The sequence below is a fragment of the Limnohabitans sp. Rim8 genome (assembly GCF_945901735.1).
GTDB lineage: Bacteria > Pseudomonadota > Gammaproteobacteria > Burkholderiales > Burkholderiaceae_C > Limnohabitans_A.
The window spans coordinates 66,709-84,936 of sequence record NZ_CAMDLM010000011.1 but is presented as its reverse complement, the minus strand read 5'-3'; the positions used below and the strand labels follow the sequence as shown (position 1 = coordinate 84,936).

17 protein-coding genes are annotated in these 18,228 nt (G+C 59.0%); 8 read left to right on the top strand and 9 right to left on the bottom strand.

Features of this window, described 5'->3' with window-relative positions:
• Nucleotides 1-67 precede the first annotated feature (67 nt).
• The 4 genes from Q0O99_RS07665 to Q0O99_RS07650 are packed head-to-tail and all read right to left on the bottom strand — an operon-like array spanning nt 68 to nt 3,608.
• Nucleotides 68-931, bottom strand: coding sequence for a fumarylacetoacetate hydrolase family protein (locus tag Q0O99_RS07665; protein WP_293750100.1), 864 nt, complete (start codon nt 929-931; stop codon nt 68-70).
• A gap of 25 nt (nt 932-956) precedes the next feature.
• Entirely contained in the window at nt 957-1,715 is a 759-nt protein-coding gene (locus tag Q0O99_RS07660) for an SDR family NAD(P)-dependent oxidoreductase (RefSeq protein WP_293750098.1), read from the bottom strand.
• 31 nt (nt 1,716-1,746) lie between these two features.
• Complete coding sequence (locus Q0O99_RS07655; RefSeq protein ID WP_293750096.1) at nt 1,747-2,496, bottom strand: SDR family oxidoreductase; 750 nt, start codon at nt 2,494-2,496, stop codon at nt 1,747-1,749.
• Nucleotides 2,493-3,608, bottom strand: a complete 1,116-nt coding sequence (locus tag Q0O99_RS07650; protein ID WP_293750095.1) for a mandelate racemase/muconate lactonizing enzyme family protein — start codon at nt 3,606-3,608, stop codon at nt 2,493-2,495. Before Q0O99_RS07650 ends, Q0O99_RS07655 begins: the two co-directional genes overlap by 4 nt.
• A 245-nt stretch (nt 3,609-3,853) precedes the next feature.
• Between Q0O99_RS07650 and Q0O99_RS07645 the strand changes: the two genes are divergently transcribed.
• The 8 genes from Q0O99_RS07645 (at nt 3,854) to manD (ending at nt 13,232) form a co-directional block, all read left to right on the top strand.
• A complete protein-coding gene (locus tag Q0O99_RS07645; protein WP_293750093.1) occupies nt 3,854-4,582 on the top strand; it encodes a FadR/GntR family transcriptional regulator in 729 nt (242 codons plus the stop codon).
• Between the two features lie 55 nt (nt 4,583-4,637).
• Complete coding sequence (locus Q0O99_RS07640) at nt 4,638-5,627, top strand: sialic acid TRAP transporter substrate-binding protein SiaP (protein ID WP_293750091.1); 990 nt, start codon at nt 4,638-4,640, stop codon at nt 5,625-5,627.
• 69 nt (nt 5,628-5,696) lie between these two features.
• Nucleotides 5,697-6,272, top strand: coding sequence for a TRAP transporter small permease (locus Q0O99_RS07635; protein WP_293750089.1), 576 nt, complete (start codon nt 5,697-5,699; stop codon nt 6,270-6,272).
• 25 nt (nt 6,273-6,297) lie between these two features.
• Nucleotides 6,298-7,692 (top strand): TRAP transporter large permease, encoded by a 1,395-nt coding sequence (locus Q0O99_RS07630; RefSeq protein WP_293750087.1) that lies wholly within the window; start codon nt 6,298-6,300, stop codon nt 7,690-7,692.
• 44 nt (nt 7,693-7,736) lie between these two features.
• Nucleotides 7,737-9,266 carry a UxaA family hydrolase gene (locus Q0O99_RS07625; RefSeq protein WP_293750086.1) on the top strand — a complete coding sequence of 510 codons (1,530 nt, stop codon included), beginning with the start codon at nt 7,737-7,739 and terminating at the stop codon, nt 9,264-9,266.
• A gap of 34 nt (nt 9,267-9,300) precedes the next feature.
• Nucleotides 9,301-10,353 carry a malate/lactate/ureidoglycolate dehydrogenase gene (locus Q0O99_RS07620; protein ID WP_293750084.1) on the top strand — a complete coding sequence of 351 codons (1,053 nt, stop codon included), beginning with the start codon at nt 9,301-9,303 and terminating at the stop codon, nt 10,351-10,353.
• Nucleotides 10,354-10,446: 93 nt separating this feature from the next.
• Entirely contained in the window at nt 10,447-11,850 is a 1,404-nt protein-coding gene (locus tag Q0O99_RS07615; RefSeq protein ID WP_293750082.1) for a mannitol dehydrogenase family protein, read from the top strand.
• A gap of 170 nt (nt 11,851-12,020) precedes the next feature.
• Complete coding sequence (manD, locus tag Q0O99_RS07610) at nt 12,021-13,232, top strand: D-mannonate dehydratase ManD (RefSeq protein WP_293750080.1); 1,212 nt, start codon at nt 12,021-12,023, stop codon at nt 13,230-13,232.
• Between the two features lie 124 nt (nt 13,233-13,356).
• On the opposite strand, the gene Q0O99_RS07605 is transcribed toward manD, so the two are convergent.
• From Q0O99_RS07605 to Q0O99_RS07585, 5 genes are read right to left on the bottom strand one after another with little or no spacing between them, the layout of a single operon-like run.
• Nucleotides 13,357-14,154: an alpha/beta hydrolase gene (locus Q0O99_RS07605; protein WP_293750078.1), complete on the bottom strand. Its 798-nt coding sequence runs from the start codon at nt 14,152-14,154 to the stop codon at nt 13,357-13,359.
• A gap of 1 nt (nt 14,155) precedes the next feature.
• Nucleotides 14,156-14,875, bottom strand: a complete 720-nt coding sequence (locus tag Q0O99_RS07600) for an amino acid racemase (protein WP_293750077.1) — start codon at nt 14,873-14,875, stop codon at nt 14,156-14,158.
• Nucleotides 14,876-14,899: 24 nt separating this feature from the next.
• Complete coding sequence (locus Q0O99_RS07595; protein WP_293750137.1) at nt 14,900-15,931, bottom strand: putative sulfate exporter family transporter; 1,032 nt, start codon at nt 15,929-15,931, stop codon at nt 14,900-14,902.
• Nucleotides 15,932-15,942: 11 nt separating this feature from the next.
• Nucleotides 15,943-16,953: a D-cysteine desulfhydrase gene (locus Q0O99_RS07590; protein WP_293750075.1), complete on the bottom strand. Its 1,011-nt coding sequence runs from the start codon at nt 16,951-16,953 to the stop codon at nt 15,943-15,945.
• A 46-nt stretch (nt 16,954-16,999) separates the two neighbouring features.
• Nucleotides 17,000-18,172 carry a DegT/DnrJ/EryC1/StrS aminotransferase family protein gene (locus Q0O99_RS07585; protein WP_293750073.1) on the bottom strand — a complete coding sequence of 391 codons (1,173 nt, stop codon included), beginning with the start codon at nt 18,170-18,172 and terminating at the stop codon, nt 17,000-17,002.
• Nucleotides 18,173-18,228: the final 56 nt, after the last annotated feature.

Sequence of the window (18,228 nt, the reverse complement as noted above, 5' to 3'; positions counted from 1 at the left end):
TGCAGCCTGTCAAACGGACGGACGCATGGCAGGGCTGAAGGCCCAGGCCATGCGCCTTGCCAGCGACTCAGAGCTTGAAGGCCACCACTTTTTGGGTCTGCTCGCCCAGACCGTCGATACCCAAACGCATGACGTCGCCGCGCTTCAAATACACAGGCGCAGACTTGCCGTCGACCTTGACACCCATGCCCACGCCCGGCGGTGTGCCGGTGGTGATGATGTCGCCTGGCTCCAGCGTCATGAATTGGCTGACGTAGCTCACAAGTTTGGCCACGCCAAAGATCATGGTCTTGGTGTTACCGGTTTGAAAGCGCACGCCGTTCACATCGAGCCACATGCCCAAGGCTTGGGGGTTGGGCACTTCGTCGCGCGTGACCAACCAAGGACCCACGGGGCCGAAGGTGTCGCAACCCTTGCCCTTGTCCCAAGTGGCGCCGCGCTCGAGCTGGTATTCACGCTCGCTCACGTCGTTGACCACGCAATAGCCGGCCACATGGTTCAAGGCGTCCTTTTGAGTGACATAGCGGGTGCGGGTGCCAATGACGATGCCCAGCTCGACTTCCCAGTCGGTTTTCTTGGAGCCTTTGGGCAGCATCACGTCGTCATCCGCACCTTGAATGCAAGAGATGGTTTTGGTGAACACAATCGGCTCGGCCGGAATGGGCATGTTCGACTCGGCCGCATGGTCGGCGTAGTTCAGGCCGATGGCGATGAACTTGCTGGTGTACGAGATGGGCGTGCCGAAGCGTTTTTTGCCGCGCACCAGGGGCAGCTTGTCGGTCTTGACCTTGGCCAGTTTGGCCAGGGCCTTGTCGTTCAGTTGGTCGGGCGAGATGTCTTTGACGACGCTGCTCAGGTCGCGCAAGCGGCCGTCGGCGTCGATCAGGCCGGGTTTTTCTTTGCCGGGTTGGCCATAGCGAACGAGTTTCATGGTTGCCTTTCAGTTTTCAAAAGAATCAATACGTGGAGCGGCCGCCGGACAGGTCAAAGACCGCGCCGGTGGAAAAGGAACATTCTTCGGTGCTCAGCCAAGTCACCATGGCGGCGACTTCTTCGGGCTCGCCAAAGCGGGCCATCGGGATCTTGGAGAGCATGAACGCGATGTGCTCGGGCGTCATTTGATCAAAAATCGCCGTCTTCACAGCCGCCGGGGTGACACAGTTGACGCGCACGCCGGTGTCGGCCAACTCTTTGCCCAGCGATTTGGTCAGCCCAATCACGGCGGCCTTGCTCGCGCTGTAAGCGCTGGCGTTGGGGTTACCGTCTTTGCCCGCGACCGAGGCGATGTTGACGATGCGCCCGTAGTTGCGCGACTTCATGTGGGCGCTGATTTCGCGGCAGCAATGGAACAAGCCGTGCACGTTCACATCGAACACCTGCTTCCAGGCATCGACCGGGTAATCCCACACTTTGACGTTGGGGCCGGTGATGCCGGCGCTGTTGACCAGCACATCGACACCCGCCAGCGCCGTGGTCTGCGCGGTGGCTTGCACCACCGAGGCATGGTCGGCCACATCGACCTGCACGGTGTTGACCACCGCACCCAGCTGGCCCTTGCGCAGTTGCTCGGCCGCTTGGGCCATGCCCACCACATCGCGGTCCCAAATGGTGACCGGTGCACCGGATGCGAGCATGCGCTGCGCGATGGCATAGCCCAGACCGGTGGCCCCACCAGTGATGACCGCGTGGCGGCCTTTCATGTCAAGCAAGTTCATGTGTGTCTTTCTGCGGTTGAGGTGTGGCGGATCAAATGGTCATGCCACCGTCGACCATGTAGGCATTGCCGGTGGCGAAGATGGATTCGTCGGAAGCGAGGAAGGTGACGATGGGCGCGATCTCGTGCGCCTGCGCCAAACGCCCCATGGGCTGGCGGTTGATGAAGTCCTGCCGCGCCTGCACCGGGTCGGCATAGCTGTTGATGCGGTCTTGCAGCGAAGGCGTGTCTACGGTGCCGGGGCAAATGCAATTGCAGCGAATGCCCTTGCGCACATAATCGGCCGCCACGCTCTTGGTCAAGCCAATGACGGCCGCTTTGCTCGCACCATAGATGAAACGGTTGGGCAGGCCGCGAACGCTGGAGCACACGCTGGCCATGTTGATGATGCTGCCCCCCTGGCCGTCTTTTTCAAACTGCGCCAGCATTTTGGGGATGGCCGCTTGGATCATCCAGAACTGCGAGCGCACGTTCAGGTTGAAGGCGAAGTCCCAATCCTCGTCGGTGGCCAGTTCGATGCTGCCGTTGTGCACAAAGCCTGCGCAGTTGAAGATGATGTCGATGCGCGGCAGGCTGGCCACTTGGGCGGCAATCGCTTTTTTGTCGAGCACGTTCAGCACGGCGGTGTGAACATTCGCCACGCCTTGGTAAGACTTGAGCAGCTCGGCGTTCACATCGGTCGCATAGACCGTCGCGCCCTCAGCGGCCATGGCCAATGCCGCCGCTTGGCCAATGCCTTGCCCGGCGGCGGTGACGAGTGCAATTTTTCCTTTGAGTCTCATGGTGCTTTGATCTCCAGTTGGGTGATTTGTTTGGCGGTGATGGCGGCCCAGTCCCAGGCGATGCCCAGGCCAGGGGTTTCGGGGGGCAGTGCAAAACCGTCCCGAACCTGCATGCGCGAGGTGGTGATGTCATCGAGCTGCGGAATGTATTCGACCCAGGTGGCGTTGGGCACGGCCGCGCACAGGCTCACATGCAACTCCATCAAGAAGTGCGGGCACACCGCCACGTCAAAGGTTTCTGCCAGGTGCGCGGTTTTGATCCATGGCGTGATACCGCCAATACGCGCCACATCGGGCTGCACGATCGAGCAAGCGCCCTGCTCCAGGTATTCGCGAAACTGCATCGGGTGGTACATCGATTCACCCACCGCCACAGGGATGGTGGTGTGCTCGCGCAACTGGCGGTGGCCGGACACGTCTCCGGCGGGCAAGGGCTCTTCCATCCAAGCCAATCCCAGACCGTCAAAAGCCCGCGCCCGGCGCACTGCTTCGGCCCGGTTGAAGCCTTGGTTGGCATCGGTCATCAGCTCAAAGCCTGGCCCCACCGCATCGCGCACCGCAGAGAGGCGCGCCACGTCTTCGCTCACATGAGGGCGGCCAATCTTGATCTTGGCGCCCTTGAAGCCTTGGGCTTGCGCCTCCAGCGTTTGGTCCACCAGCGCTTGGGGCGACAAATGCAGCCAGCCGCCTTCGGTGGTGTAAAGCGGTACGCGCGGCTGCGCCCCGCCCAGCAGCTGCCACAGCGGCAAGCCCTGGCTTTGCGCACGCCAGTCCCACAAGGCGGTGTCCACACACGCCAGCGCCAGGCTGGTCATGGCCCCCACGGCGGTAGCATGGGTGTGAAAAAACAGGTCTTTCCAGATGGCCTCGACCAAGACCGGGTTGCGGCCGACGAGGCGCGGCGCCAGGTGGTCCTTGAGCAATGCCATGACCGAAGAGCCACCGGTGCCAATCGTGTAAGCGTAGCCCGTGGCCGCGATGCCGTCGCTGCAATGGAGCGTGAGCAAAATCGTTTCTTGCGTCACAAAGGACTGGATGGCGTCGGTGCGCAAAACCTTAGGTGGCAAGTTGACTTGCCGAAGGCTCACGCGGTCAATGGTGACGGGGGTCATGTGGGGCAGCAGGGAGGGTAAAAAAACAGGCGAAAGAGATCAGCTGCCAGCAGCGGCACCTGCAGCGACACATGCCGCATTGTGGGTTTCAAGGCCTTGCAGCATGAGACATCTCCACCGCACCGTGCGTCGTTTGCGTGACAGCCGCCATGCGGGTTTGTGCGGAGTTGCAATGGCTTTTGATCATGTGATGATTGTGCAACTGGTCTGACCACTTGTCCAATTCACGTTATCCCTGATTCCCCATGCCCTTGCATACCGTTGCCCCGCAGCGCCTTTACCGCCAGATTGCCGAGCAGCTTCGGCAGCTGATGGCGTCGGGCGAGTTCGCGCTGGGCTCGCGTCTGCCGGCTGAACGTGACCTCGCCATCCAATTGGGCGTGAGCCGCCCTTCGGTGCGCGAAGCCCTGATCGCGCTGGAGGTCGAAGGCATGATCGAGGTGCGCACGGGGTCTGGCATTTATGTGCGGCAAAACACAGGGGCCAAGTCGGCAGCATCCACGGCAGAGTCAGACGACAACACCCCGGCCAACTGGGGGCCTCTGGAGGTCATGAGCGCCCGCATTTTGGTCGAGGCCGAAGTGGCGGCCCTTGCCGCTGCCAACGCCCAAAAGGGCGACCTCAAAGCCATCAAGAGCGGACTGCAACAAATGAAGCTCGAAGCCGCGCGGGATGAAGTGCCTCGCCAAGGCGATGAAGCGTTTCACGAAGCCATTGCCCAAGCCTGCGGCAACAGCGTGCTGCTGGACACGGTGCAGCGCTACTGGATGGCCCGTAACGGACCCTTGTTTGAACGGCTGGGAGATTATTTTGAACACCCCGTCTCATGGCAAACCGCCATTGCAGAACACATGGAAGTGATGCAGGCTATCGAGGCGCGTGACAGCAGCGCAGCCCGAAAAGCCATGCAAAAGCACCTGAAGCAAGCCCACAAAAGATACAGCGCGAGCTGGCGCCGCGCACCCGCCCGTTAGGGTGGTTTTTCTGTTCCCGCGTCAGCAATTTTCAAACCCCAATGAGGAGACCAAGATGAGCAAACGATTCACACTGAAAACCCTGGCCGCCGTCGGCGCCATAGCCATGGGCACGCTGCTGGTCAGCACCGGCGCCATGGCCCAGCAAAAGCTGAAATGGGCCCACGTCTATGAGACATCAGAGCCGTACCACACCGAATCGGTGTGGGCTGCCGAAGAGATCAAAAAGCGCAGCAACGGCAAGTTCGACATCCAGGTCTTCCCGGCCTCCACACTGGGCAAAGAGACCGACATCAACCAGGGCCTGACCCTGGGCACGGTGGACATGATCATCAGCGGCTCTTCGTTTGCGGCACGCAATTACCCACGGTTTGGCATCGCCTACTACCCCTTCATCTTTCGGGATGATGCGCATTTGATCGCCTACTCCAAAAGCCCAGTTTTTCAGGAAATGGTCAACGAATTTCGCGCCAAGACCGGCATCCAGGTCACGGCCTACACCTATTACGGCGCGCGCCACACCACGGCCCAAAAAGCCTTCACCAACTGCGCAGGCATGAAGGGCATCAAGATTCGCGTGCCCGACGTGCCCGCCTACCGCGCCACGCCTGAGTCCTGTGGTGCCAACCCCACGCCCATTGCTTTTGCCGAGGTGTACCTGGCCCTGCAAAACGGCACTGTGGAAGCGCAAGAAAACCCCTTGACCACCATCGAAGCCAAGAAGTTCTATGAAGTGCAAAAAGCCATCATGCTGACAGGACACATCGTGGACGGTTTGATCACTCAAGTTGCGCCTCACGTATGGAATAAATTGAGCGATGCAGAAAAAAGAATGTTCACTGAAGTGACGCAGCAAGCAGCTGCGCGTGCCACGGCCAAAATCAAGGCTCGTGAGTCCGAGTTGGTGGACGAGTTCAAGAAAAAAGGACTGCAAGTGGTGCAGGTAGACCGCAAGTCTTTCCAAGACGCTGTCCTGAAAAACAAGCCCCTGACCGGCATGGGTTTCACACAGTCTGACTTCGATAAGATCCAAGCGGCCAAGTAAGCCCAATGGCTGAGCAGGTCGGACCCGCAAGGTCCGACCTGCTGCGTTTTTCGATTTCAAGGATTCCCCATGAGCAACCTCCCCGACATCGACGCCATGCCCAAAGTCATGGGCGACGACGGCCAGTTTCACGCGACCGATGACGAAGTCGATCTGTCAGGGACTCCCATTGAGGCTTGGGTGGCTCTGGCCTTCTTCTGGGCCTTGGGACTGACGGTTTTTTACCAATTTTTCACGCGCTATGTGTTGAACAATTCGGCCTCGTGGACCGAAGAGATTGCGCGTTATTTGCTCATTGCCACCGTCTTCACGGGGGCCACGATGGGTGTGGCCAAAAACAACCACATCCAGGTGGACTTCTTCTTTCGCTTCATGCCCGACTGGATGGGTCGCGCCATGGGCACTGTGGTCGATGTGGTGCGCATCGCCTTTTTTGCCACCGCCACATTCCTCACCGGCCAGATGATGCAAAAGCTGGGCAGCTACAAGATGACCATCATCGACTTGCCGATGAACCTGGTTTATGGCGTGGTCATGGCCGGTTTTGCGGCCATGTGCTTGCGCTCCATTTGGGTGGCCAAGGTGCATTGGCAACGCGGCTACACCGTACTTCAACGACCCGAATCCGAAATGACCGACCGCTGAAATCGCTCCTCCTGAAAGTGTTCCCATGTTGAAAATCATTTTTCTATTTCTCATGAGTGGCGGTATCCCGGTGGCCATTGCCATGGCGGGCGCGTCTTTGATTTACATCTTGTTTACCCAAAGCTCGCCGCCCTTTGTGGTGATCCACCGCATGGTCTCGGGCATCGACAGCTTTCCATTGCTGGCCGTGCCCTTCTTCATCTTGGCCGGTAACCTGATGAACAACGCGGGCATCACCAACCGCATTTACAACTACGCGCTGGCCTTGGTGGGCTGGCTCAAGGGCGGTCTCGGTCACGTCAACGTGGTGGGCTCGGTGGTGTTTGCGGGCATGAGCGGCACGGCCATTGCCGATGCTGCAGGCTTGGGCACCATCGAGATCAAGGCCATGAAAGACCATGGCTACAGCACCGAATTTGCCGTGGGCGTCACCGCCGCATCGGCCACGTTGGGCCCCATCATTCCGCCCAGCTTGCCCTTTGTGATCTACGGCATGATGGCCAACGTCTCGGTGGGTGCCTTGTTTCTGGCGGGCATCTTGCCCGGCATCTTGATGGCGCTGCTGATGATGCTGACGGTCGCCTACTTTGCGCACAAAAACGGCTGGGGCGCCGATGTGAAGTTTGAGTGGCCCAAGGTCATCAAGGCCTTGGCCGAAACCGCTGTGGTGGTGGGCTGGCCTTTGGCCGTTTGGTGGCTGGTCACAGCCATGGGCACGCCCCCTCAACTCACGGTGTTTGCGGCCCTGATCGTTTTGTTCGCCGCCGACAAGTTTTTCAACTTTCAGGCCGTGCTGCCCATCATGACCCCGGTCATCCTGATCGGCGGCATGACCACCGGCGTGTTCACCCCCACCGAGGGCGCGATCGCCGCTTGCGTTTGGGCCATTGCATTGGGCTTCTTTTGGTACCGCACGCTCAACTTCAAGATGTTCGTCAAGATCAGTCTGGACACCGTTGAAACCACGGCCACCGTGCTGTTCATTGTGGCTGCTGCCAGTATCTTCGGCTGGATGCTCACCGCCACAGGCGTGACCACCGCCATCTCCGCTTGGGTACTGGGCTTCACCCAAGAGCCTTGGGTGTTCTTGCTGCTGGCCAATGCGCTGATGCTGTTTGTCGGTTGCTTCTTAGAGCCCACTGCCGCCATCACGATTCTTGTGCCGATTTTGGTGCCGATTTGCCAGCAGCTGGGCATCGACCTGGTGCACTTTGGACTGGTGATGGTGCTCAACTTGATGATCGGCCTGTTGCACCCGCCCATGGGCATGGTGCTGTTTGTGTTGGCGAGGGTGGCCAAGCTCAGTGTGGAGCGCACCACCATGGCCATCTTGCCCTGGCTGTTCCCTTTGCTGGGCAGCCTGGCGGTCATCACCTACGTCCCCAGCTTGGTGTTGTGGTTGCCTAAGCAGTTTTATTGACCCCTCGGGGTGAAGTCTGGCCCCGTTTTTGAACGACGCTCAACATGTCCAATCTCTTCATCCGCCTGCACCCGTCTGACGACGTGGTCATCGCCCGCGCCCAACTCATGAGCGGCAGCACCGTAGACGGCATAGCCGTGCGCGGCCTGATCCCCCCAGGCCACAAAATCGCCGCCCGCGCCATCGCTGTGGGCGAGCCGGTGCGCCGTTACAACCAGATCATTGGTTTTGCACACCAGCCCATTGCGCCAGGCGAACATGTGCACACACACAACCTGAACATGGGTGCCGAAAAAGGCAACTTCGAGCGCGACTACGCCATCGGGCAAGACGTCAAGCCCGAACCAGTGCGCCAACAAGCGACCTTCATGGGCTACCAGCGCAGCGGCGGCCGCGTGGCCACACGCAACTACATCGGTGTGCTGTCCAGCGTGAACTGTTCGGCCACTGCAGCACGCGCCATTGCCGACCATTTTTCCAAGCGCAACAACCCCGCCGCGCTGGCCAACTTTCCGAATGTGGACGGCGTGGTGGCACTGACCCACGGCACGGGCTGCGGTATGGACACTGAGGGCATGGGTATGCAGCTGCTGGAGCGCACGCTGGCCGGTTACGCCACACACGCCAACTTCTGGGGCGTGGTGGTGGTGGGCCTGGGCTGCGAGTCCAACCAACTGGGCACCTGGCTGGCACACAGCAGCCTGCGCGTGGGCGACACGCTCAAGGTCTTCAACATCCAGGACACGGGTGGCACGCGCTTGACGGTGGAAAAGGGCATCCAACTCATCGAAGAGATGCTGCCCCGCGCCAACGCCACCCAACGCGAGCCTTGCAGCGCCGAACACATCACCATCGGTCTGCAGTGCGGCGGCTCGGACGGATATTCGGGCATCAGCGCCAACCCCGCTTTAGGCGCGGCGGTGGACCTGCTGGTGCAGCACGGCGGCACCGCCATCCTGAGCGAAACCCCTGAGATTTATGGCGCCGAGCATTTACTCACGCGCCGCGCCGTCAAGCCCGAAGTGGCGCACAAACTCATCGAGCGCATCAAATGGTGGGAAAACTACACCGCCATCAACGGCGGCGAGATGAACAACAACCCCTCACCCGGCAACAAAGCCGGTGGCCTGACCACCATCCTTGAAAAGTCGCTGGGTGCGGTGGCCAAAGGCGGCACCAGCAACCTGCAAGCGGTGTACGAATACGCCGAGCCGGTCAAGGCCAAAGGCTTTGTCTACATGGACACCCCCGGTTACGACCCGGTGAGCGCCACGGGCCAGGTGGCGGGTGGGGCCAACCTGATTTGCTTCACCACCGGGCGCGGCAGTGCGTACGGCTGCGCGCCCTCGCCCAGCCTCAAGTTCTCGACCAACACCGCTCTGTGGAAAAAGCAGGAAGAAGACATGGACCTGAACTGCGGCGAGATCGTGGACGGCGGCGTGAGCATCGCCGAGATGGGCCAACGCATTTTCGACATGATCCTGGCCGCCGCATCGGGCGAACCCACCAAGAGCGAACGCCACGGCTACGGGCAAAACGAATTCGTGCCGTGGCAAGTTGGCGCGGTGATGTGAGCCCTTGCGACTTCTTAACCCAGAAAAATTTCACATGAGCCAAAACATCCAAGCCGCAGAACTGCGCCAACACGTCACCCGCATCATCGCCATGACCGGCAGCACCCATGCCGAAGCCGCGCAGGTGGCCGACAACCTGGTCATGGCCAACTTGAGTGGCCACGACTCGCACGGTGTGGGCATGGTGCCGCGCTATGTGGACGCGGTGCTCGAAGGGGGCCTGTCCCCGAACACGGGCGTGAAAGTGCTGCTCGACACCGGCCCGCTGCTGAACCTGGACGGCCAGCGCGGCTACGGCCAGATCACCGGCGTGCAAGCCATGCAAATGGGCATCGAACGCGCCAAGCAACACGGCGTGTGCACCGTGGCCCTGAGCCGATCGCACCACCTGGGCCGCATTGGTCACTTTGCCGAAATGGCCGTGGCCCAAGGTTTGGTGTCAGTGCATTTTGTGAACGTGCTCTCGCGTCCTGTGGTCGCCCCCTTTGGCGGTGGCGACGGCCGCTTTGGCACCAACCCCTGCTGCATCGGCGTGCCCATGGGCAAGCGCGCGCCCTTTGTGCTGGACTTTGCCACCAGCCGCGTGGCGCAAGGCAAGATGCGCGTGGCCCACAACAAGGGCGAGCAAGTGCCGCCCGGCTATTTGATCGACGAACACGGCCACCCCACCACCGACCCCGGCGTGGTGGTGGTGCCGCAGTCGAACGGCCTGTTCGGTGCGCTCATGACCTTTGGCGACCACAAAGGTTTTGGCATGGCCATGGCTTGCGAGCTGCTTGGCGGCGCACTGACCGGCGGTGGTACCTGGCACCGCGAAGCCGACCACCAACGGGCGGTGCTCAACGGCATGCTGACCATGCTGATCGACCCGGTGCGCCTGGGCACACAAGCCGTGTTTGAACAAGAAGCCCTGGCCTTTGAGGACTGGCTCCGTCAAAGCCCCGATGCCCCAGGCAGTGATGGCGTGCGCATGGCAGGCGAACCCGAACGCTCGGCACGCGCTGACCGCGAGCAAAACGGCATCTGGATCGACGACGCGACTTGGGCCGAGATCGAGGCTTCTGAAAAAAAACTACAGCGGGGTTGAGCGTTCGGCGTTCGGCGTTCCGCGTTCGGTGTCGAGACTTAATCTCTATTCGCACAACCCTCAACCCTCAACGCCCAATTCTGGACAAGTAGCGTGTCACTTTCTGCCCTCAGCCTTTCATCGCTGCCCCAGCGTGTTCAAACGCCCAGCTATGACCGCCTCCACCACGCCCCCGGCGTGGTGCACTTAGGCTTGGGCGCTTTTCACCGGGCGCACCAAGCCATGGTGTTTGACCAATTGCTGAGCGGTGGTGACACACGCTGGGGCATCCACGGGGTGGGCATGACACGGCCGGATCTGGTGAACCAACTCGCAGCACAAGACGGCCTGTATGCCGTGCGCGTGGCCGATGGTCAGGGTGTGAAGTGGCAAGTGCCCGGTGCACTGTGGCGCACGAGCGTGGCCACCACCGGGCGCGATGCCGTGGTGCAAGCCATCGCCGCGCCCAGCACCCGCTGGGTCACGATCACCGTCACCGAAAAAGGCTACACGCCTGCCCTGGCCCAGCTGCTGCTGGACGGCTTGCGCCTGCGCCAGCAAGCGGGTCTTTCGGGCATCACCATCGCATCGTGCGACAACCTGCAAGGCAACGGCCACAAGCTGCAGGCTTTGGTCAAAGCCGCCGCTGCGTCACAAGACTCCGAGGTGCTGAGCTGGATCGACGCGCACTGTGCCTTTCCGTGCAGCATGGTCGACCGCATCGTGCCCGCTGCCACACCTGAAGTGCTGGCCGCAGCGCAAGAGTCGCTGGGCGTTAAAGACCACTGCGCTTTGAGCACTGAAGGCTTTTGGGAATGGGTGATCGAAAACCGCTTTGCCGACCCGGCTGACGTAGCCCTGTTGCAAAGCGCAGGCGTGCGTGTCACGCCCGATGTGCACAGCTACGAAGAGGCCAAGCTGCGCATGCTCAATGGCAGCCACACGGCCATGGCGCTGATGGGCGCGGTCACGGGCAGACCTTTCATTGCCAGCTGCATTGGCGCGCCACACATCCGAGAATTTGTGTTCCGCTTGATGGGCCAAGAAGTCTCGCCGCACCTTAGCCGCAGCGACTGGGCTGATTACCGAACTGCCTTGATCGCCCGCTTTGGCAACCCGTATCTGAAACACAGCGTGCACCAAATCGCCACCGACAGCTCGCAAAAAATCCCGCAGCGCTGGCCGCCCTCGGTGATGGGGCAAATCGCGCAAGGCGCTGCGTTTGAACACCACGCGCTGGCCGCGGCCGTGTTCGTGCGCTACACACTGGGCGTGGACGAGCAAGGCCAGGCCTACGCCCTGAACGACCCACAAGCCGAGAGCCTGATGGCGATGGGCGCTGCGCAACGCACCACACCCGAGGCCTGCGTGCTTGCCCTGCTGGCCCGCGAAGACCTGTGGGGCAGCGCCCTGCCCCGACACGCAGACTGGATCGCCCGCGTCACGCACTGGCATCAGCAAGTTTTGCAACACGGCGTGGACCAGGCTGCCCAGCAACTGCTGTTGACACAAGCATGACTTCAACGGCAAAACATGAAACCCCGTTGCTTTTTTCCGTAGGTCGGCGCCTTCAGGTCCGACGTTTGTCCGCTTCGGCACAGGCCTCATGTCGGGGCTAAAGCCACCGACCTGCCAAATCCAGTCCGACGTTATTGCAGGACACTGCAACCACTCACGCTCACCACGCCATGAAAATCACCGCCGCCCGCGTCATCGTCTGCAGCCCCGGCCGCAACTTCGTCACCCTCAAGATCGAGACCGACCAAGGTGTTTATGGCGTGGGCGATGCCACGCTCAACGGCCGAGAACTGGCCGTGGTCAGCTATCTGGAAGACCATGTTCTGCCCTGCCTGATCGGGCGCGACCCGCAGCAGATCGAAGACATCTGGCAATACCTCTACAAAGGCGCCTACTGGCGGCGCGGCCCGGTGACCATGAGCGCGATTGCCGCGGTGGACACCGCGCTGTGGGACATCAAGGCCAAGATGGCGGGCATGCCGCTCTACCAGTTGCTGGGCGGGCGCAGCCGCACCGGGGTGATGGTCTACGGCCACGCCAATGGCCGCGACACGGCAGAAACCGTGGACGAAGTTTTGCGCCACAAGGAAGAAGGCTACCTGGCCATCCGCGCTCAGAGCGGCGTGCCAGGCCTGAACAAGGTCTATGGCGTGAGCGGCACGAACCGCATGTACGAGCCCGCTGATGGCAACTTGCCCAGCGAGCACGACTGGAGCACCGAAAAGTATTTACGCCACACCCCCGGTCTGTTTGAAGCCGTGCGCGAAGCCGTGGGCCCCGACATCCATTTGCTGCACGACGTGCACCACCGCTTAACGCCCATCGAGGCGGGGCAACTGGGCAAAGCGCTGGAGCCGGTGCGCATGTTCTGGATGGAAGACCCGACCCCGGCCGAGAACCAGGAAGCATTTCAGTGGATACGTCACCACACCACCACGCCGATCGCGGTGGGTGAAATTTTCAACAGCATCTGGGACTGCAAGACGCTGATCGAAAAACAGCTGATCGACTACATCCGCACCACCGTGGTCCACGCGGGCGGCATCACGCACCTGCGGCGCATCGCTGACTTGGCAAGCTTGTATCAGGTGCGCACCGGCTGCCACGGAGCGACCGATCTGTCACCCGTGTGCATGGGCGCAGCCCTGCACTTTGACACCTGGGTGCCCAACTTTGGTGTGCAAGAGTTCATGCCCCACAGCGAAGAAATGCTGTCGGTTTTCCCACACGACTACCGCTTTGAGCGCGGCATGATGCACTGCGGCGAATCCCCCGGCCACGGGGTGGACATCGACGAAAAGCTGGCCGCCAAGTACCCGTACCAAAGGGCTTATTTACCCGTGAACAGGCTGCAGCATGACGGGACGCTTTGGAATTGGTGAGGTGCTTTGAATGAGGGCTCTGGTTGCTGGGGCGGCAGGCTTCAAGGTCTTTGCATCGTCAGCAGCCAAGAAGTCATAAGTGGGCGCGCAAGGGTGCCTCCATTTGGCGGTGCATAGGTCATTGCTAAATCTCCTCGACTTGCGCCAAAAACTCGGCAAGTATTGTGCAAAATAAAACATTCCGCTCCAAATGCACAGCGTGAGCGCACCTGGGTAAAACGGCGAGCGATGCGCGTGGGATGCAACGCCACAGCAGCTCAATTTGTGACCAACTGTAGGTTCGGTCATTTTCCCCCCAGATGACCAGGGTGCTCTGCTCAATGCGAGGCAAATTCTCGCGACCATCCCAATGCTCCATGGCGCTCAGACCGGCACTCGCAGCCTGTTCGCTGGCAAGAGTAGCCAGCGAAGCCAAGTCTTCAAAAGCCGGTGAAGATTCGTTATCGAGCAGCCAAGTTGCACTGATGCGTCTGGCCGTCCTTTGCACGCCGTCTTCTCTCAAGCGCTCGCGAGAGCGCTCCATGGTTTCAAAACGACCCGGAATGCACCCAATAGGACCTGTGGCGTAAAGCACCAATTTGAGCACCCGATGAGGGGCCTGTTTGACGATTTCCTGTACCACCATGCCACCCATTGAATGGCCCAACAAATGGAAGCGATTGATGCCCATATGTTCCAGCGTGGCCAGCACATTTCGAGCATGATCGGCCATATTGGAGGGGGCGGTCAGGTGATTGGCCATGCCGTATCCAGCCAGATCCAGCGTCACCACTTCAAAGTATTGATCGAGCAAGGGCAGCTGCGAATCCCACTGACTGGAACCTCCCAAATAACCGTGCACCAGCACCAATGGCGTGCCAGCGCCATGCCTCTGAGAAGGCAGAATTTGCAATGCATCCATTTCAAGATTTTTGGAGTTCATGTCAGGGTCTTTGGTCATTTTTGCCATCTTTTTGGGACTGCCACCAAGCCACGCAGGCTGTAGCCAGTGCCGCAGTGCTGTCAACACACTGCGTGCGAAGCGGTGATTGGATTGCATCCAGCGCCAAAGGTGTTTCGGTGCAAGCCAGAATCACTGCGCTTACGCCTTGGTTCAGCAGTGACTCAACGGCTTTTTCAATGAGCTTTCCTGCGCTCAAAGCGTCGCCAGCCTTGACCCGCTCAATCCCAGGCAAAACCAAGGTGCTCATTGTGATCACGTCTGGCAAAACGACGGTATAGCCCGCGCGGTGCAGTACTGGATCAAAAATTTGGGCCGCCAAAGTAGCGCGTGTGGCGATCACGCCGATTTTTGAACCCGCATCAGCCAGAAGCGTGAGCCGATTGACACTCGCATCCACAATGCTTAAAAAAGGAACTTTGCATCCCTTCAGCAGATCGGGGTACCAAAAATGTGCGGTGTTGCAAGGCATGGCCAAGGCCATGGCTCCAGCGGAAATCAGGCGATCTCGCCCGGCCATCAATTCAGGCAGTGGCGAGCGCCCCCCATTCAAAATTGCTGCGGGTCGCGGCGCAATACGTGGGTCGGACTGCATCAGAATGGGGACATGATCGGCATCTTCTTTGGCAGGCGTTGCCGCAATAACTTTGCTGAAGAAATCAAGGGTTGCCAAGGGTCCCATCCCGCCTAAAACACCGATCATGATGGTGACTCCTACAGATATTGCTCATTGAACGGTGATCAAATAACCACCAGCCATAAATGCCAAGCCAAGAGTGACAAAGAAAATCATGGCTATTGGCCTCCAGCCGAGCTGAGTGACCTCTTTAAGAGAGGTCTTCAAACCCACGCCCGCAATGGCAAGCACCAGAAATGATTGCGATAAAAAGGATGCTCCAGACTGCACGCTGGTGGGAACCCAACCCGTGCTGTTGAGCAACATGAATACGACAAACGCAACGGTGAACCATGGGAGCAATGGCGTTTTGGAAGTGTTCACATCATCTTCCGATGCCGGCTTGTCAGCCGTTCGAACGCGAAGCACCAAGGAGATGACAACCAGCACGGGCATCAAAAAAGCCACCCGCATCAACTTGGTGATGGTTGCCGCATCACCCGCTTCTGTAGACAGACTGTAGCCAGCACCAACCACCTGCGCTACATCGTGAATCGTTGCGCCTATAAACTTGCCTGACATCACCTCATCAAAACCCAGCCACTTTGTGATGAGCGGGTACACCACCATCGCCATGGTGGACAGGGTGGTCACACCCACCACCGTCAAAGTGGTATTGCGCTCGAGGTGGGCGTTTTTGGGCAATACGCTTGAAATGGCCAGTGCGGCTGATGCACCGCAAATAGCGGTTGCCCCCCCTATCAACAAACCCAAGCTGCTTTCCACTTTAAACAATCGGGCTAAGAACAAGCCCATCAAAATCGTAAGACTCACGGCCAGCATCAAAGCGACAACGGTTTGCCAGCCCAGCGTGACGACGTGGTCAATCGTTATCCTCAAGCCCAGCAAGGCAACACCAAGACGCAAAACCGTACTGGACGCAAACTGAATGCCAGCAGAACACCGTTTGTCTTCGCTGACAAAATGCAAGGCTAACCCAAGCAGCAGGGCAAAAAGGAGCACCGAGCCTTTGTAATGGCTGCCTAAAAAGGCAGCAGCCATTGCGACCACAAGGGTCACCAGCAGGCCGGGTGCACGTGATTTTGTAAACTCCAGTGCAGAACCCGGCGCAAGCTTAGTCATCAAGTCAGGACTTAAAGAGGTTCCAAACCATTAAAAGCATCCATGTAGCCGTACAGCGCTACCGAGCCACCGGTGTGCAGGAAAACGACGTTTTCTCCCTTCTTGAAATGCCCCTTGCGGCACAGATCAATCAGGCCCGCCATGCCCTTACCCGAATACACAGGGTCAAGCAATATCCCTTCGAGTCTGGCCATCATCGTCACGGCTTCAATCATGCCGTCTGTCGGGACACCGTAACCGCCACCCACATAATCGCAGTTGGCTTTCACGCTGTCGCGACTGATGCTGCCGGGCACACCCAAGAGTTCGGCTGTTTTGACGGCCAGGTTGTAGACGTTGGTTTCTTGGGTTTCTTTAGCAGCACGCACGCCAATGCCCAGTACCGGAATCTGACTGCGTGTGCCTTCAAATCCAGCCACCAAACCAGCCTGTGTGCCGGCACTTCCGGTGGCGTGCACCACGGAACTGACATTTAATCCTTGGGTATTGAACTGATCGACCAACTCTAATGCACAAACCACATAACCCAGTGCACCAATGGGGTTAGAGCCGCCGCCAGGAATGATGTAGGGCTTCTGGCCTTTGGCAACCAGCTCTTCAGCCAGCTTGGCCATAGCGGCATTCATGTCTGTTCCGCCTGGCACTTCTTGCACGTTGGCACCATACAAAATATCGAGGAAAACGTTTCCAGATTTTTTGTAATTTTCATCTTTCGAACCGGTGCGATCTTCGAGGATTATTTCGCACTTCATGCCCATCTTTGCGGCAATGGCCACGGTCTGACGTGCGTGGTTGGATTGGGTGGCACCTTGCGTGATGATGGTGTCTGCACCGTGCTTGACGGCATCGGCCATCAAAAACTCAAGCTTGCGCGTTTTGTTACCGCCAGAGCCCAGCCCAGTACAGTCGTCCCGTTTGATGTAAAGGTTGGGGCCACCCAATGCCTCCGTCATGCGGGGCATGAATTCAAGCGGTGTAGGACCATGGGTGATGCGAACTCGGGGGAAGTTGGTGATTTTCATATGTGCTTTCTTTTGTGGTTTGAAATGGATGCAGTACCCGTGATCTCTAAGTTGCTGCGGCTATCTGGGTAGAAACCAAGACGATTTTTCCGATCAAAACGCAGTCCTCGTCGGTCAACGACAAGGGCGTGCGCAAATCCAGCAATTGATCCAAAACTGCCTTTGAATTTGGAATTTCAGGCTTGCAGGCAAGGTAATGCCAGTGCTCGTAATTGCTGGTAAATGCGACCGGTGCAGGGGTGCCAAACCACTTGATGTAGAGACCACGCAAACCGCATTGCTTGAGAAATTGCTCAATTTGATGTGGCTTTAGATTCAAGGTGAATTGAATCGAGCTGGCAATGAATTCTTCTCTTGGATCGCGCGCAGGAACCATCACATGTTGTGCTTTTGTCAGCTCGCGCTCAAGTGTGGCGTAAATATGATTCCAACGGCGGCCACGATCTCCCAACTGCCCGATTTGTGGCCGCAGCAATGCAGCGGCCAAGTTTGACATGCGCATACTGAAATTGGGTGTGACGTACTTCCAACGCTCAAACACCTCTGCATTGGGCTTGAGGACATGCTGGTCGTACATCATGTAGCAACCCGACATCAATATGGCTTGGGCTGCGACATCCTCGTCATCGGTCACCAGCAAACCACCTTCACCCGAGTTGATGTGTTTGTAAGTTTGCGCGCTGTAGCAACCCACATCGCCCCAAGTACCCGTGTGTTTCCCATCCCACTTTGCGCCCATGGTGTGAGCGCAGTCTTCCACGATCGCGATGCCGTTTTGATCGCAAATGGCTTTGATGGCTTGCAAGTCAGCAATGTGGCCACGCATGTGCGAGAGCAAAAAAACTTTGGCACCACTTGTCGCTGCCTTGCGCTCCAGGTCAGCCAAGTCAGTCATGTAGTTGTCGCTGGTTTCGATCAAAATCGCATCAGCGCCAGCATGGGCAATGGCCCCCGGTACAGGAGACAGTGTGAAGGTATTGGTTAACACCTTGTCTCCCGTTCTCACACCCAGCGCCTTGAGCGCAATGAACATTGCCGCACCGCAGGAACTGACGGCTACGCAGTATTTGCTGCCCACATATTCAGCGTATTCTTGCTCCAGCAGCGAAGGCTCCGGATAACCCTTGCCTTGCTCACCGTAACGGTGCAAGCGTCCCGAACGCATGAGAGCAATGGCGCGCTCGATGGCTTCTTCAGGTATCGGCTCGCTGGTGCTCAAGTCTTTGCCGAACCACAGGCCGTCAGGCTCAAGCGGCATGGCAGAAGTGGGTGTGG

Bases quoted from the DNA above. Each gene is read 5' to 3' on its own strand.
- Q0O99_RS07650 (WP_293750095.1), bottom strand. From the start codon at position 3,608: ATGACCCCCGTCACCATTGACCGCGTGAGCCTTCGGCAAGTCAACTTG.
- Q0O99_RS07635 (WP_293750089.1), top strand. From the start codon at position 5,697: ATGAGCAACCTCCCCGACATCGACGCCATGCCCAAAGTCATGGGCGAC.
- Q0O99_RS07625 (WP_293750086.1), top strand. From the start codon at position 7,737: ATGTCCAATCTCTTCATCCGCCTGCACCCGTCTGACGACGTGGTCATC.
- Q0O99_RS07600 (WP_293750077.1), bottom strand. From the start codon at position 14,875: ATGATCGGTGTTTTAGGCGGGATGGGACCCTTGGCAACCCTTGATTTC.
- Q0O99_RS07595 (WP_293750137.1), bottom strand. From the start codon at position 15,931: ATGACTAAGCTTGCGCCGGGTTCTGCACTGGAGTTTACAAAATCACGT.
- manD (WP_293750080.1), top strand. From the start codon at position 12,021: ATGAAAATCACCGCCGCCCGCGTCATCGTCTGCAGCCCCGGCCGCAAC.
- Q0O99_RS07640 (WP_293750091.1), top strand. From the start codon at position 4,638: ATGAGCAAACGATTCACACTGAAAACCCTGGCCGCCGTCGGCGCCATA.
- Q0O99_RS07655 (WP_293750096.1), bottom strand. From the start codon at position 2,496: ATGAGACTCAAAGGAAAAATTGCACTCGTCACCGCCGCCGGGCAAGGC.
- Q0O99_RS07590 (WP_293750075.1), bottom strand. From the start codon at position 16,953: ATGAAAATCACCAACTTCCCCCGAGTTCGCATCACCCATGGTCCTACA.
- Q0O99_RS07660 (WP_293750098.1), bottom strand. From the start codon at position 1,715: ATGAACTTGCTTGACATGAAAGGCCGCCACGCGGTCATCACTGGTGGG.
- Q0O99_RS07620 (WP_293750084.1), top strand. From the start codon at position 9,301: ATGAGCCAAAACATCCAAGCCGCAGAACTGCGCCAACACGTCACCCGC.
- Q0O99_RS07665 (WP_293750100.1), bottom strand. From the start codon at position 931: ATGAAACTCGTTCGCTATGGCCAACCCGGCAAAGAAAAACCCGGCCTG.
- Q0O99_RS07605 (WP_293750078.1), bottom strand. From the start codon at position 14,154: ATGAACTCCAAAAATCTTGAAATGGATGCATTGCAAATTCTGCCTTCT.
- Q0O99_RS07630 (WP_293750087.1), top strand. From the start codon at position 6,298: ATGTTGAAAATCATTTTTCTATTTCTCATGAGTGGCGGTATCCCGGTG.
- Q0O99_RS07645 (WP_293750093.1), top strand. From the start codon at position 3,854: ATGCCCTTGCATACCGTTGCCCCGCAGCGCCTTTACCGCCAGATTGCC.